The sequence below is a fragment of the Aeromonas sp. MR19 genome (assembly GCF_963899305.1).
In the GTDB taxonomy this organism is placed as follows: domain Bacteria; phylum Pseudomonadota; class Gammaproteobacteria; order Enterobacterales; family Aeromonadaceae; genus Aeromonas; species Aeromonas bestiarum.
In genome coordinates this window covers 741,339-755,770 of sequence record NZ_CAWQWZ010000011.1, presented here as the reverse complement: position 1 = coordinate 755,770, position 14,432 = coordinate 741,339, and the positions used below count along the sequence as shown (strand labels likewise).

Genomic DNA, 14,432 nt, shown 5'->3' with positions numbered 1-14,432 from the left:
GTCAGGGTGGTCACGTCATCCCGTGCTGCCACCGTATAGAATAATAAGCACAGGAAGACCATAAATTGAGCTGAAATGTTTTTCAAGTGTTAAATATATTTGAGTAAACTGGGCTGTACATGCTAGAAATGGAGCTGTCAGGGCGATTTTACCGGTTTTTGCGGTGTTGGGTGTGCAAAATAATGAACGGCATGCGCCGTGCAGGATAACGAACACACCCGACAGATTGACCCGTTATTTTAACCGGGTGCGCCATCGAACAGATCGGCCGCCACACATGTTCGCAGGCACACAAGGAGGTGGGCGATGCAGCAACCACAAGGAAAAGAGGCAAGGTGGCAGACCATGACGGATAACCCGTTGATGGGCAAGAGCATGGGGGAGCGCCTCGCCGCCACCCGCCGTCGTCTCGGGCTCTCCCAGCGGCGAGTCGCCGAGCTGAGCGGGCTGACCCATGGCGCCATCTGCATGATAGAGCAGGACAAGGTGAGCCCGTCGGTGGCCTCCCTGCAAAAATTGCTCAACGTCTATGAGCTGCCGCTGTCGCGCTTCTTCGCCGAGGAGGAGGGACGCACGCCGAGCGTGGTGATCAAGGCCGATCAGCTGATCGAGCTGGGCAGTCAGGGGGTTTCCATGAAGCTGGTGCACAACGGCAACAACCGTCGCCAGCTCGGCTTCATGCTGGAGACCTATGCCCCCGGCACTGACACCGGCGGTCAGGTCAAGCATCTGGGGGAGGAGGTCGGAACCGTGCTGGAAGGGGCCGTGACCCTGACGGTAGCCGGCCAGGCCTATCAACTCAGTGCCGGGGACAGCTACGTGATCGACACGGGCGAGCCCCACAGCTTCAGCAATCCGTCGGGGCAGGTCTGCCGCATCGTCAGCGCCCATACCCCGGCCAACTTCTAGTGTTGAGACTATGTCTCGTTTGGGAAAAGAACCGGTAAGGAAACAGGATCATGACCGAGCATGTAAACAGTTACTACGCAGCCAGTGCCAACAAACACGCGCCCTATCCGACCCTGACCGAGCAGCTTGAGTGTGATGTCTGCGTCATAGGCGCGGGTTACACCGGCCTCTCCAGCGCGCTGCATCTGGTGGAGAAGGGCTATTCGGTGGTGGTGCTGGAGGCGGCCCGGGTGGGTTTTGGCGCCAGCGGTCGCAACGGTGGCCAGATAGTCAACTCCTACAGCCGCGACATCGACACCATAGAAGCGAACTGCCCGCCGGATCAGGCCAGGCTGCTCGGCTCCATGTTGTTTGAGGGGGGCCAGATCATCCGCGAGCGGATCCAGCGCTACAACATCCAGTGCGACCTGCAGGAGGGCGGGGTTTTTGCCGCCGAGACCGAGCGTCAGCTGCATGAGCTCAAGGCCCAGCAGGCCCGTTGGCAGAAGTGGGGCAACGACAAGCTGGAGCTGCTGGACGGGGACGGGATCCGCGAGGTGGTCGCGAGTGATCGCTACGTCGGCGGCCTGCTCGACAAGAGCGGTGGCCATATCCACCCCCTCAACCTGGCGCTGGGGGAGGCGGAAGCCATCCGCATGCAGGGTGGCAGGATCTTCGAGCAATCCGCCGTCACCAGCATCACCCCGGGCCAGCCCGCCCTGGTCAAGACCGCCAAGGGGGCGGTGAAGGCGCGCTTCGTGGTGGTGGCCGGCAACGCCTATCTTGGCAACCTGGTGCCCGAGCTCGCCGGCAAGAGCATGCCCTGCGGCACTCAGGTGGTCGCCACCGAGGTGCTGGGGGAGGAGCGGGCCCGCTCCCTGTTGCCACAAAACTACTGCCTGGAAGATTGCAACTACCTGCTCGACTACTACCGTACCTCGGGCGATCACCGGCTGATCTACGGCGGCGGCGTTGTCTATGGCGCGCGGGATCCGGCGGATATCGAGCGGCTGATCATCCCCAAGATGCTGAAAACCTTCCCGCAGCTGGCGGACGTCAAGGTGGAGTACACCTGGACCGGCAACTTCCTGCTGACTCTGTCGCGCCTGCCGCAGTTTGGCCGCATCGGCCCCAACATCTATTACATGCAGGGTTACAGCGGTCACGGCGTCACCTGCACCCATCTGGCGGGTAAGCTGCTCTCCGAGGTATTGAGCGGTCAGGCGGAGCGCTTCGATGCCTTCGCCAAGCTGCCGCACTACCCCTTCCCCGGCGGTCGCCTGTTCCGCATCCCCTTCACCGCCGCCGGCGCCGCCTGGTATACCCTGCGCGACCGCTTGGGGGTGTAGGCGCCGCCGATTCTGCCGCAACTTATTGGTGTGGGCAGAAGCCAGAAACGACAAGGCCACCGGACGGTGGCCTTGTTTTTTACTCTGTTGGCGACAGGCGCCTGACTCACTTAGAGATAAAAGGCCTCAACGGTGCCTTTCAGAGTGATCAGAATGGGCTGACCGCGACGATCCAGCGCCTTGGGGGAGGGGATTTTTACCCAGCCTTCGCTGATGCAATACTCTTCGACGTTGGTGCGCTCTTTGCCATTGAGTCGAATACCAATCTGGTGTTCGAAACAGGCGGCGACATGGTGCGGGCTGCGCGGGTTGCCTGCAAGGCGATCCGGCAGGGCCGGCTTGGTGTTGGTATCGCTCATCAATATGACCTGAAATGGATAAAAAGTGCGTCATTGTAGAGAATGCAGCCATGGCATTCAAGGTGGCCAAAACGTGTGCAACCATCCCCTCTTCCATGCTGGATGCGAGATTGAACCTGTATATTCATGGGCGATGAGGCCGCCCTCTTCTGTGACTGCCAAGTCGCAGGCAGGCGGCTGTTTCATGCTTGCGATCATGCTCAACTGCGTATCACCTGAGCCGTGCCTCGCTCTGTTTTCTGAAGGCGCTGGGGGTCAGGCCGGCGATGCGGGAAAACTCGCGATTAAAGTTGGATTTGGTCTGAAAGCCTGCATTCATCAATATATGGGTAATGGTCTCATCCGTGGTGAGCAACGCCTGTTTTGCATGCTCGATTCGATATTCATTGACCACTCTGGAGATGCTCTTCTGGTGTATCTGGTTGACCGCCATCGAGATTTGCTTGGCGGGAATACCCAGCTTGCGTGACAGCGCTGCCAGGGTCAGATCCGGGTCAAGGTAGCTGGCTTTTTCTCGCATCAATCTATCCACTCTTGCCACGATCTCGTCGGCCCGCTCTTGTGTCAATAATGACTCCGAACTTGGTGCCCTGGGAATTTCCGGCTGGGCAATATCATCGACTGCGGGGGTATTGACGCTCACCATGATGACGGCAATTGCCAGCACGGGCAGCAGCACCAGGTGAGCGAGCGTCAAAATATAAAGGGAATATCCGCCCTGATTAACCGCAAGGTCGAGTGAGATAGCCGCATCTATCATGGCAGAGAACAACAGCATCCAGCCCGCCACCTGCTCTGCCCTTTTCACGGCTTCCCAATGGCTGAACGAGACATGGATAAGCAGCGGCTCTTTGGCGGAGTAGCGTACCAGCGCGATGCCATAAAACAGATAAATGGCTGTAATGATCCCATCCAGTGGCAAGGCGAGAAAGGGGTGAGTGAAGAGACTGACGGCAACCAATATAGGTCCCGCAACATGGTGATAAGCGACCCTGTGGGTGTCGGTGGCTGCATGGGTAAAAATGAGCCAGGCGGCCACAGGGATCAGTGAGGCAAGTAGTGGCTGGGCCATGCTGAAGAGCGCAACATCGAATGTCCAGCGCAGCCCAACCAGCCCGGTGGTGGCCGCACAGAGCGCCAAAAACAGGCAAGCCGCTTTTGCTTGGTCGGCCAATCGCACATACAGGATCACCGCCAGCAAGACCAGCAGCAAAGAGACAACAAAGGGTACGGGAATTGCGAGCATAACCGATCCGGATCCCAGTCATGGTGGTGAAAAGATAACGTCATGCCAGCATAACGATTTGCATCCAGGTAAAGAAGAATGTCGCGGACAAAGACGGGTTTTAGCACGTCCTAAAACCGGTTTCAGGACGTCTACCGCTGCGTTAGCCCCCAGGATGGGTGACCAAATAACGCTGGAGATAGCCTGAATGTGCTCTTTTTATTTACTCGCGTGGCGCCGCTATGCTGATTTTTCCGGTCGCTCCTCCAGAAAGGAGTTCTGGATGTTCATGCTGGTTCATGTGCTGGTTACCCTGATGTGCATCGCATTGGATGTGGGCATCAAGGGTCTGAGAGGCTTGGAGGTTGGTTATAGCGTGGTGAGTACCATCCCCATGGTCGCTGTTATAGTCCGCCGGCTGCACGATATTGATCGCTCGGGATGGTGGGGATGGATCTTTTTTGTCCCTGGCGTGGGTCCCTTTGTGTTGATCTATTTGCTTGCTCGGCAAGCTTGTTCAGGCCATCTATCCGTAAGGGGGGTATCATGAAACATTGCCTCTTGTTGCTCATGCTGATAAGTCCGGTCGCACTCGCTGACGCCGTCAATATTCACCCATTCCCCAAGGGGGCGCAGGGTATATTGTCGGTAGAGCGTCTGACCCAGGGGAAACTGTTGTGGCTGCAGGGCCGGGTTGGTGAGGGAAGCTATACCCGTGTTGATGGCGAAGGGCGTCACTGTACCATCAAGGTGCCGGTTGCAGTGGGTCGTGTTGCAAATACCGGGTTGGGGATAGACGCTGTGGAGGGACTGTCAATCATTGTGATGAATAAGCAGTTAAGCGAAGCCTTAATCAAGGGGGAGCGCATTAATAGCAACGAATGGCAGTTTGTTGCGCTGGCGGAACCTCGCGCCGCAGATGGCTACATAGTAAAAGGCATAGCGGCAGATGAAGGATTCGTGCTCAATTCAAAACGGCGCTGGATTTCCTGGCTATTGGATGAGGCGCCCATGCAGCATTGTCAGTAACCGCATGGAAAAACACCGCCTGTGGGCGGTGTTTGTCTATGGGCCTTATTGGGCCAGGGATTTTAGTTGCTGCTTGTCCGGCGGGTTATTCCAGTCGATGGGGCCGTGGGTGAAGCGGTACTGCAGGCGCGGCAGGCTGGTCTCCAGCCACTCTTCCCGAAAATAGGCATAGCCCTGATCCCAGTCAGGATCGTTCGCCCAGCCGGTTTGCAGGAAGTAGAGCCGGGTGCCCTGACCTTCCGGCACGAACCGCAGGCTGACCTGGGTCTTTTGCAGGCGAATGTGGGGCAGGGAGGGCGGGAAATTCCAGCTGAAGCTGAGCAGGTCATGGGGCATGACGGCCATCACCCGGCAGCCTTCGCTGCCACGTTCACCCAGTGGGGCATCGGGTCTGAAATAGATCTCGAACGGACCATTCGGTTCGGGCACCATCAGACATTCCGGCGCCAGGAAGCTGCGCAGGCCGCTCTCGGTTGTCCAGGCACGCCAGACATCGTCGATATGGGCCGGAACAAAGATGTTACCTTCTATCTGCTTGTTATCCATAAATCAGCGAGCCTCAAACCATCCATACATGGGACTCAGGCAGTATAGCCCCACGGGCGATAAAATGGACAGAGGTGTGTCACATCCGTGCCATCCGTCGGCCAGCCGTGCTGGTCTGGCAATTTGACATGATGTGGCGATCCATCGACAGTGGTGCCAGGTGATCATAGTGACGAGGAAGGCTTGATGATCAGAGTGATGCGAGAGACAGACACTCCCTACTTGGCGCAGTTGTTTCTGAAAGGGCGGCGTCAGACCTTTCACTGGGTCGATCCTTCCCACTTTCGGCTGGAGGATTTCGACGAGCAGACCCGGGGCGAGCAGATCTGGGTGGCCGAACAGGGCGGTGCCCCCTGCGGGTTTGTCTCCATCTGGGGGGATGAGAGCTTCGTGCATCATCTCTATGTGTCGGCCGACTGGCATGGGCAGGGGCTGGGGCGAGCCCTGCTTGCCCAGGGATTGGCGGCGTTCCAGAAACCGGCCTCGCTCAAGGTGGCGACCCATAATACGGCTGCCCTGGCCTTCTACCATCGCCTGGGCTGGCAGAACACGGAGGAGACGGGTCACTGCGAGATCACCGGCCCTTGGCGTCGACTCAGCCTCGAATAGTGCTCGTCAGCGGCAGGTAAAAATGAGGATGACGAATGTCAGGGGCCATGAGCCCCTGACGACAATATATAGCGTCAATCGTCTACCTTGAGTCTCGTGTGGGTGGCATGGGTTTTAACAGCCGTGGCCAATTGTAAAAATAGCTGACGCAAGTGTGATGAGAAATATACCTGGGCGGTCCATGCCTATTTGCCAGGCCGGTATGGGGGAATTGTGCCGAGCGTGATCAGCTGGCCTTGCGCAATGACCAATGGGTGAATAAAGTTGCTGACATATTCAGCCAATAGTTTTTTGTTAAGAAAGTGACAGCAGCTATAAAATCATTATGTTGTTATCAGACAGGCATGCTATTCTCAAGCTGTGTTATCCCTGTGACAAACAAAAATAATTCTGTGAGGAAGTAATGAACGAGTTTCTGAAAGTTCTGCTGAACATTCGCAGCCTGCGCGCTGCCATCCGTGAATTGCCGTTTGAACAGCTGCAAGAAGCAAAAGAAAAGTTTGAGCTGGTATATAACGAGCGTGCCGAGTCCGTTGAACAAGAGCGTGCCGAACAGGAAGAGCGTCAGCGCAAGCTGAGCGAGTTCACTGAAATGCTGCAGCAAGCCGGTATCGACCCGCGCGAGCTGATCAACAGCGCCGCCGCTCCGGCTGCCGCTGCTGGCGCGACCAAGAGCAAGCGTGCTCCGCGTCCTGCCAAGTACAAGTACCAGGAAGACGGCCAGGAGAAGACCTGGACCGGTCAGGGCCGTATGCCGAAAGCCATTGCCGAGCAAGTTGCGCTGGGCAAGGATCTGAATGATTTCCTGATCTGATCCATTGGATCTGTCATGAATGATGCCGCCCGCGAGGCGGCATTATTATTTGTGCTCACCGAAACTCTCTCCTGTCAATTCCCCACTCATTTTGTACCACCCCGTTTGTCGTCGTATGACGCATCGGTTCAGTCCATGTGTTTGCCTCCTTTATTGGCCGATTAATTGTGATCCGTCTGCATCTGAGTGGTGATGTTGCGCTCTATTTTATTGCAGCGTGCTTGTCGACCACTCGTGAGAGTCAATCTGTTGGACTCATATAGCCCGGTGCATATTCTTCTCTGCCATTCCCCAGAAAATTAGGGGGCATTAAGCTGCCCGCAAGCAAGCCGCGCTTCTTTTTTACTCATTGGGCTTGTCTGTGCCATTAAGCCAGCTGTTTTTCAGTTTTATCTGGTGCAGCATAATGGGGCGCCGCTATACCGTTGTTTATCATGGCTAGGGATATTTTCTTTATCCCCTGCGGACCCGGATATCCAGAATATTCAACCTGAACGGATCACCCGGGTCGTGCGGGCGTGGCGAGGGAAGGGGGAGAGACAGGGGAAATCAGGCTCCCGCGGGGGGAGCCTTCCCGGGTTCAACTGGCCAGCTGGGCATCCCAGATCGCCTTGCCAGGCTGGACTTTGACGCTGTGCTGGCGGCGGGCCTCCACGGCATCGGCCAGCATGGCGAGCAGGGTCTGGGTATCGTCCCAGCACAGGCAGGCGTCGGTGACCGATTGGCCGTAGGCGAGCTGGTTCAAGGGCGCAGGCTTCTGGCTGCCCCCTTGCAGGAAGCTTTCGACCATGACGGCGGCGATGGCGTCGCTGCCTTCTCCCAGTTGACGACAGAGCTCCCCCGCCACCCGGATCTGGTTCTTGTGCAGCTTCTGGCTGTTGCCGTGGCTGCAGTCCACCATCAGGCGGTGGCTGAGCCCCTGCCGCGTCAGTCGTTCGGCGGCATCCTCCACGTCGCTCTGGTGGTAATTGGGGCGCGTACCACCGCGCAATATGATGTGGCCGGCCGGGTTGCCTTCGCTCTTGATCACCACAATGCCGCCCTGACTGCCCGGCGCGGTGAACAGGTGGGAGGCTTCACTGGCCTGGATGGCATCGATGGCCACCCGGATATTGCCGTCCGTGCCGTTCTTGAAGCCGACGGGGCAGGGCAGGGCCGAGGCCAGCTGCCGGTGTACCTGGGACTCGGTGGTACGGGCGCCTATCGCCCCCCAGCTGATGAGATCGGCCAGATAGAGGAAGCTGGTGGTATCGAGAAACTCGGTGGCGGTGGCCAGCCCCAGCCGGTTGATGTCGAGCAGCAGCTGGCGCGCCAGCCGCAGGCCATGGCCTATGTCGTTGCTGCCATCAAGATGGGGGTCGAACACCAGTCCCTTCCAGCCGACCGTGGTGCGGGGCTTCTCGAAGTAGGTGCGCATTACTATCTGCAATCTGTCTTGATAGGCGTCGGCAAGTCGCGCCAGCCGCTGGGCGTAATCGAGGGCGGCGAGCGGATCATGGATGGAGCAGGGGCCTATCACCACCAGCAGACGATCGTCCTCTCCCGTCAGGATCTGGCGAACCTGCTGGCGATGGTGCGCGATCAGCGCCGTGGTCGGGGCGGGACAGGGATGAAGTGCCAACAGGTCGGCAGGAGTGGGGAGAGCCTCCACCGCGAAGGCGCGCATTACCGAGTTCAAAACTGCCATCTGGATTACCTTGCTGTGCAAACGGGAGTGAATGACGTGCGCGCCACGCCCGACCCCTGAGGTCATGGCGAGGGTGCTGCAATGGGGCATCATCACTGTTTATTGTTGAGAGTGATTATCATTATCTTGTTGTCTGTCTCAAATGCAAGCACAACCGAGCGGATCACCAGAATGGGGGGAGAGGGGTAAAAACGGGGGCGGGCAGATAGCCATCAAGCCCATGACCGGCAGGCCATGAGCTTGATAATGGGAGGAAAAATGTGGGGGATCAGCTGTCCATCACGTCGTGACGGGCGTGGTGATAGGCCTCTTCATCCTTGCCTTGACGCCAGTAGGGCACGGCGTAGACGCGCGTGCGATCCACCTCCAGGGTGCGCCTGACGTGACGGCGCAAGGGCACCACCAGCCCCTCTTCGCCGCCGAACCAGAAGTAGCTCGCCTGCTCCTGCATCGGCAGGGCGGTGAAATAGGCCACCAGCGGTTCGGTTTGTTCGGGGGTGCCGATAAACCAGCGCAGGCTGACGCCGGCCGGCAGCGACAGATCCTGTACATCTTCCTGATAGGGCACCAGCAGGGCGATATGGCCCTGGGCGTCGGCGGGCATCACCTCCGCCATGGCGCTGATGGCGGGCAGAGAAGTGAGATCCCCCGCCATGTAGTAGTGCCGGGCGGGTTGCAGCATGGGATCCGGGCCGCCCGGGCCCGAGATGGCCAGCAGATCGCCGGGTTGTGCCTCAAGGGCAAAGCGGCTGGCGGGGCCGGCATCGCCGTGCAGCGCGAAGTCGATGTCCAGCTCCAGCGCCTCGCGGCGAAACGCCCGTATGGTGAAGGTGCGCATGATGGGGCGCTGGCTCGGGTCTTCCCAGCGCGGCCCTTGCGGGGTGGGCGTGGGCAGCACGGCATGGGCCTGGCCTGGCTGGGGCAGCATGATCTTGATATGGGCGCCGCCGCAGGTGAAGGGGTAGTCAGCGAGTTCCGGGCTGGTCAGGCAGACTCGGCGCAGGTGCGGGCTCACATCCCGGATGTGTTTGACCGTGAGCAGACGAGGACGATTGACCGGGGCGGGCTGAGACATATGGATACTCCTGACTGATAATGGCGCCCATTTTTCATTAAATGAAAACTATTATCAATTGCTTTGTGTGGCAGTCCATCAGGAAGGGGGCATGAAAAGGGGGAAAAAACGCCGCCTCTCATGGCATGAGTGGCGGCGCCGCCAGGGCTTGGGTTAGCTGCGATCGCTGCCCCCCAGCGCCTTGTAGATCCTGGCCATGGTGTTGAGCTGCTCCTTCTGCTGACCGAGCAGGGCGAGCTCGGCATCCCACAACCGGTTCTGCTCATCCAGCCAGGCCTGCACTCCGGTGGCACCGGCCTGGAAACGGGCCTTGGCCAGCCGCTCCGCCTCTTTGGCAAACGCCAGCTGCTCGGCCAGATAGCTCAGGCGCTGCTCGCCATGATGGCGGGCGGCCAGGCCATCTTCCACTTCCACCAGGGCAGTGTAGAGCTGCTTGCGAAACTCGGACTCGGCGATCTGGTAGTCAAGCTCTGAGCCCGCGATGGCGAGCCGGGTCTTGTTGTATTCGAGGAAGGGCAGCGCCAGGGTGGCGCCCAGGGTGCCTACCGGGTTTTGCAGCACCTGGGTCAGGGTATCCGAGCTGGTGCTGGCCCCGCCGGTGAGGCTCAGGGTGGGGTAGAAACCTGTGCGGATCTCGTCCCCTTTCGCCAGTGTCTTGCGCAGCCGCAGCTCGGCGGCGCGCACGTCGGGGCGCCGTGCCAGCACATCTGCCGGTATACCGACTGCCAGCGACGGCGCGGGCGTCGTCGTCAGTGCGCTCGGGGCAAATGGCAGCGGGCCACTGCTGCGACCGAGCAACAGCCGCAGGGCGTTGCGGGCCTGTTCCTGCTGCATCAGGAGCGAGCTGAGTTCCGCCTGCTTGCCCGCCTTCTGCTGGCTGGCCTGCACCAGATCAAGCCGGGTGACGGCGCCGGCCTGGTATTTGGCCCGGGTCAGTTGCTCGGCGCGGGCATAGTTGGCCAGTTGTCGCTCGCCCAGACTGACGGCCGAGCCGAGATAGGCCAGTTGCCAGTACTGCTCCAGCGCCTTGCCGATCAGCATCAGACGGGTGGCCGTCAGATCCTGGGCGGAAGCCTGGGCTTCCCAGCTCGCCTGATCCCGCGCCGAGGCGAGCCGGCCCCACAGATCCACCTCGTAGCCGAGGGTCAGGGAGGGGCCCATGCTGCCGCTGGCCTTGCCACTCTTCAGATCCTTGGTGCCGTTGGCGCCCAGGCTGGCATTGACCGAGGGGGTCAGGTTGGTATCGGCGAGATCCGCACCCAGCAGTGCGCTTCTGAGCCTCAGTCCGGCGACCTGCATGTCGGGGTTGGCGGCCAGCACGGCCTCCACCAGCTGATCCAGCGCCGGATCATGAAACCCTTGCCACCAGAGGCCGGTTTGCTGCCGGGTGAGACCCTCGTCTGGCTGCTGCCAGCTCGGGGCCAGCGCCAGATCTTGTCTGTGATAGCTGCTCTGCTGGCTGCAGGCGCTCACGCCTGCGGCAAGGGCGAGGCAGAGCCCCAGTCTGGATAAGTTGTGCATCGTCATTCCCTCGCCAGCGCCTCGACCGGATCGAGCCGGGCGGCATTGCGGGCGGGCAGGTAACCAAACAGGATCCCGATGAGCGAGGAGCAGCCAAACGCCATCAGGATGGAAAAGAGCGAGAATTGCATCTGTATGCTCTCCACGAACAGGGAGAAGAGCAGGCCGATGAGCAGGGAGACGCCGACCCCGAGCATGCCGCCGAGCAGGCTCACCATCACCGCCTCGATCAGAAACTGCTGCAAAATGTCGGACTGGCGAGCGCCGACCGCGATGCGGATCCCTATCTCGCGGGTACGCTCTACAACTGAGACAAGCATGATGTTCATCACCCCGACCCCGCCGACGATGAGGGAGATCACCGCGATGGCGGAGACCAGCAGCGTCATGGTGGCCGTGGTCTTCTCCACCGATTTTATGATGCTGTCGCTGCTGAAGGTGAAGAAGTCCTTCACCCCGTGGCGCTGGGTCAGCAGCTCGATGGCAGCCTGTTCGGCAAGGGCGGGTTGCACCCCGTCCTTGACCCGTATGGTGAGCTGGCTGAAGTGGTTCTGGGAGATGAGGCGACTCATCACGGCGCTGTAGGGCAGCCAGACATTGACCGACTGGCTGCTGCGGCCAAACCCCGTCTCCTCTTCCACCACGCCTATGATGCGCACCGGCAGGGTGCCGACCAGCACCACCTGGCCGACGGGATCTTCCTCGCCGAGCAGGCTCTTTATGGTCTTGCCATCCACCACGGCCACCGCGGCCCGGTTCTGGATGTCGCGTTCGTCAAACAGGCGGCCGCTGGTGAGTTTCATCCCCTTGACCCGAAAGAAGTCGCTGCCGACTCCCACTATGCTGCCGCTGCTGGTCTTGTTGCGATAACGCAGCTGGCCGGGCGAGGCGATCTGGGGGCTGGCCCCTTCCAGATAAGGCTGGCCGAGCAGGGCATCGAGATCCCGCTTGTTGAGGGTCTGGATGCTGGCGGCCTTCTCATCCCCCCAATCCTTGCCGGGGAAGATGTCTATGGTGTTGGTGCCCATGGCGTTGATCTGATCGATCACCTTGGCACGGGCGCCCTGACCGAGCGCAACCACGCTCACCACGGCGGCTATGCCTATGATGATGCCGAGCATGGTGAGGAAGGTGCGCATGCGGTGGGCCAGCATGGCGTGCAGCGCCATGCGCCCCGCCTCGCGATAGCGATCCCAGTCGTTGCCACCGGCCCTGGCGGCGGGTGGGGCGGGCTGAAGGGGGGCTGTGGCCGTGGCCGGTTTGCCGCTGTCTTCCAGTACCCGGCCATCGCGCAGCGTGATGATACGATCCGCGTGGCTGGCCACCGCCATGTCGTGGGTCACCAGTATGATGGTGTGGCCCTGGGCGTGCAGCTCCTTGAGGATGGCCATCACCTCCTTGCCGCTCTGGCTGTCAAGGGCCCCCGTGGGTTCGTCCGCCAGGATCACCTCGCCGCCGTTGGCCAGCGCCCGGGCGATACTGACCCTCTGCTGCTGGCCGCCGGAGAGCTGGCCCGGGGTGTGATGGCTGCGATCGCTCAAGCCCAGCCGTGCCAGCAGGGCTTGGGAGCGCGCCTGCCGTTCGGGACGGGAGGCGCCGGCATAGACGGCCGGGATCTCCACGTTGGCGGCGGCATTGAGGTGCGGCAGCAGGTGGTAGCGCTGAAAGATGAAGCCAAAGTGGTGGCAGCGCAACCGGGCCAGGGAGAGGGCGTCCAGGGTGGCTGTGTCCTGGCCCCGGAACAGGTACTGGCCCGCGCTTGGACGATCGAGGCAGCCGAGCAGGTTCATCAGGGTGGATTTGCCGGAGCCGGAGGCGCCGACGATGGCGATCATCTCCCCCGCCTCTATGGTCAGATCCAGCGGATGCAGGACGGTAACCTCCTGCTCCCCGCTCTGATAGCGTCGCTCTATGCCCTTGAGCTGGATCAGCGGCTCGCTCACAGCATTATCTCCATGTCACCGTCGCTGACTGGCTTGCCCTGGCCCAGAGTGACCTTCTCCTGCTCGCTCAGGCCGCTGACCACCTCCACCTTGATGTCATCCTTCATGCCGGTCTTGATGCGGCGCGTCTCTTTCTGATCGTCATCCTTGAGCAGGGTGACCTCGTACTCGTTCTCCCCCAGCTTCTTGCCAAGGGCCGTCTGTGGAATGGTCAGCACCTGCTTGCGCTCGCCGAGCACTATGGTGACTTGCGTGGTCATGGCGACCCGCAGGGTGTGATCCAGGTTGGGCACGTCGAACAGGGCGTAGTAGTAGACGGCAGCATTGCTGGTAGCCGTGGTGCTGGTGGCCTGCTCGTTGATGTTGGTGGGGGCCAGCTCGACCGTGCGCAGGGTGCCGTGATAGCGGGTGTCCGCATCCCCCATCAGGGTGAAATAGACCGGCATGCCGGCCTTGACCCGGGTGACATCCGCCTCCGAGATCTGCGCCTTCACCGTCATTGTCTCCAGGTTGGCGAGCTTGAGCAGGGTGGGCACCGTCTGGCTGGCGGCCAGGGTCTGGCCCTGGCGGGTCACTATGCTGACGACTGTGCCATCCATGGGGGCCAGAATGCGGTTATAGCCCAGCTCCGTCTTGGTGCGATCCACCTTGATCAGCGCATTCTCGATCTCGGCCTGGGCGCTCTGCAGCTCGGCCCGGGTGACCGCCAGCTGGGCTTCGGCGCTCTCCAGATCGGCGCGGGAGCTGGCTTCCTGCCTGAACATCTGCTGCTGACGACGCCAGGCCAGTTCGTTTTGCTTGAGCTGCGCCTGCTTGATCTTGAGCTGGGCGCGGCGACTGGCGAGATCCGCCTCGGCGGTCTTGAGGTTGTTCTGGGCGAGCAGCGGGTCTATCTCGGCCAGCAGCTCCCCCTGCTTGACGCTCTGCCCTGCCTCGACCGCCAGATAGGTCACCTGACCCGAGACCTGGGCACCCACATCCACCTGCTCTATGGCCTGCAGTACGCCGCTGGCCAGCACAGTCTGCTCCACATCCTGACGAGTCACTGGCGCGCTCAGCACGGGCTCGGGGGCCTTGTTCGGCCAGGCCAGCCAGGAGATGGCAGCCAGCGGGAGCAGGATGAGCAGGGCGAATTTTCGCTGCTTGGGGGTTATGTTCATTTATCACCTGAAAGAAACGTGCGAAGGCGTGCAAGGGCAATATCCTGCAGCAAACGAGGCTTAAAAAACAGCGATGAATATGTAAGGAAACATGTAGATAGCCTTGTCATTACCGGCCTTGCCTGCCGTCAGGACAGTGGCTGGGGGGCGGCCTGGATGGACAGGGGGGCGAGGTGCAAGGGCGTGCGGCGAGGGGGAATAACGCGAGGCGATGCCGTGTTGGCAAG

14 protein-coding genes are annotated in these 14,432 nt (G+C 60.6%); 6 read left to right on the top strand and 8 right to left on the bottom strand.

All coding sequences use genetic code 11. The annotated features are described in order from the left end of the window. Positions 1–306: 306 nt before the first annotated feature. Together puuR and AACQ95_RS09165 are read left to right on the top strand one after the other, a co-directional pair. Positions 307–909 carry an HTH-type transcriptional regulator PuuR gene (gene puuR / locus AACQ95_RS09170; protein WP_043556802.1) on the top strand — a complete coding sequence of 201 codons (603 nt, stop codon included), beginning with the start codon at positions 307–309 and terminating at the stop codon, positions 907–909. Between the two features lie 50 nt (positions 910–959). After that, complete coding sequence (locus AACQ95_RS09165; protein WP_241278397.1) at positions 960–2,237, top strand: NAD(P)/FAD-dependent oxidoreductase; 1,278 nt, start codon at positions 960–962, stop codon at positions 2,235–2,237. 110 nt (positions 2,238–2,347) lie between these two features. Here AACQ95_RS09165 and AACQ95_RS09160 read toward each other — a convergent pair whose 3' ends face one another. Together AACQ95_RS09160 and AACQ95_RS09155 are read right to left on the bottom strand one after the other, a co-directional pair. After that, positions 2,348–2,596 carry a DUF3297 family protein gene (locus tag AACQ95_RS09160; RefSeq protein ID WP_042034019.1) on the bottom strand — a complete coding sequence of 83 codons (249 nt, stop codon included), beginning with the start codon at positions 2,594–2,596 and terminating at the stop codon, positions 2,348–2,350. A gap of 211 nt (positions 2,597–2,807) precedes the next feature. Further along, positions 2,808–3,842, bottom strand: a complete 1,035-nt coding sequence (locus AACQ95_RS09155) for a helix-turn-helix domain-containing protein (protein WP_241278396.1) — start codon at positions 3,840–3,842, stop codon at positions 2,808–2,810. Between the two features lie 187 nt (positions 3,843–4,029). On the opposite strand from AACQ95_RS09155, the gene AACQ95_RS09150 reads away from it, so the two are divergent. Then, positions 4,030–4,371: a DUF805 domain-containing protein gene (locus AACQ95_RS09150; protein ID WP_277604309.1), complete on the top strand. Its 342-nt coding sequence runs from the start codon at positions 4,030–4,032 to the stop codon at positions 4,369–4,371. Continuing rightward, positions 4,368–4,850 (top strand): hypothetical protein, encoded by a 483-nt coding sequence (locus AACQ95_RS09145; RefSeq protein ID WP_241278394.1) that lies wholly within the window; start codon positions 4,368–4,370, stop codon positions 4,848–4,850. The genes AACQ95_RS09150 and AACQ95_RS09145 overlap by 4 nt, the downstream gene beginning before the upstream one ends. Positions 4,851–4,895: 45 nt before the next feature. Here the strand turns inward: AACQ95_RS09145 and AACQ95_RS09140 are convergent, their stop codons facing one another. Further along, positions 4,896–5,396 carry an SRPBCC family protein gene (locus AACQ95_RS09140; protein ID WP_011706794.1) on the bottom strand — a complete coding sequence of 167 codons (501 nt, stop codon included), beginning with the start codon at positions 5,394–5,396 and terminating at the stop codon, positions 4,896–4,898. 186 nt (positions 5,397–5,582) lie between these two features. On the opposite strand from AACQ95_RS09140, the gene AACQ95_RS09135 reads away from it, so the two are divergent. Both AACQ95_RS09135 and AACQ95_RS09130 read left to right on the top strand, forming a co-directional pair. Beyond that, entirely contained in the window at positions 5,583–6,005 is a 423-nt protein-coding gene (locus AACQ95_RS09135) for a GNAT family N-acetyltransferase (RefSeq protein ID WP_043556796.1), read from the top strand. A gap of 403 nt (positions 6,006–6,408) precedes the next feature. Next, the gene (locus tag AACQ95_RS09130) at positions 6,409–6,819 is read left to right on the top strand and encodes an H-NS family histone-like protein (protein WP_043134332.1); all 411 of its coding nucleotides are present in this window, start codon (positions 6,409–6,411) and stop codon (positions 6,817–6,819) included. A gap of 580 nt (positions 6,820–7,399) precedes the next feature. Here the strand turns inward: AACQ95_RS09130 and AACQ95_RS09125 are convergent. From AACQ95_RS09125 to AACQ95_RS09105, 5 genes are all read right to left on the bottom strand, one after another. Beyond that, positions 7,400–8,506: a 3-deoxy-7-phosphoheptulonate synthase gene (locus tag AACQ95_RS09125; protein ID WP_043134364.1), complete on the bottom strand. Its 1,107-nt coding sequence runs from the start codon at positions 8,504–8,506 to the stop codon at positions 7,400–7,402. 268 nt (positions 8,507–8,774) lie between these two features. After that, the gene (locus tag AACQ95_RS09120) at positions 8,775–9,581 is read right to left on the bottom strand and encodes a siderophore-interacting protein (RefSeq protein WP_043134329.1); all 807 of its coding nucleotides are present in this window, start codon (positions 9,579–9,581) and stop codon (positions 8,775–8,777) included. A 153-nt stretch (positions 9,582–9,734) separates the two neighbouring features. Continuing rightward, positions 9,735–11,108 (bottom strand): efflux transporter outer membrane subunit, encoded by a 1,374-nt coding sequence (locus tag AACQ95_RS09115; protein ID WP_241278393.1) that lies wholly within the window; start codon positions 11,106–11,108, stop codon positions 9,735–9,737. Then, positions 11,105–13,045: a MacB family efflux pump subunit gene (locus tag AACQ95_RS09110; RefSeq protein ID WP_241278392.1), complete on the bottom strand. Its 1,941-nt coding sequence runs from the start codon at positions 13,043–13,045 to the stop codon at positions 11,105–11,107. The genes AACQ95_RS09115 and AACQ95_RS09110 overlap by 4 nt, the downstream gene beginning before the upstream one ends. Next, complete coding sequence (locus tag AACQ95_RS09105) at positions 13,042–14,205, bottom strand: efflux RND transporter periplasmic adaptor subunit (protein WP_241278391.1); 1,164 nt, start codon at positions 14,203–14,205, stop codon at positions 13,042–13,044. Before AACQ95_RS09105 ends, AACQ95_RS09110 begins: the two co-directional genes overlap by 4 nt. Positions 14,206–14,432: the final 227 nt, after the last annotated feature.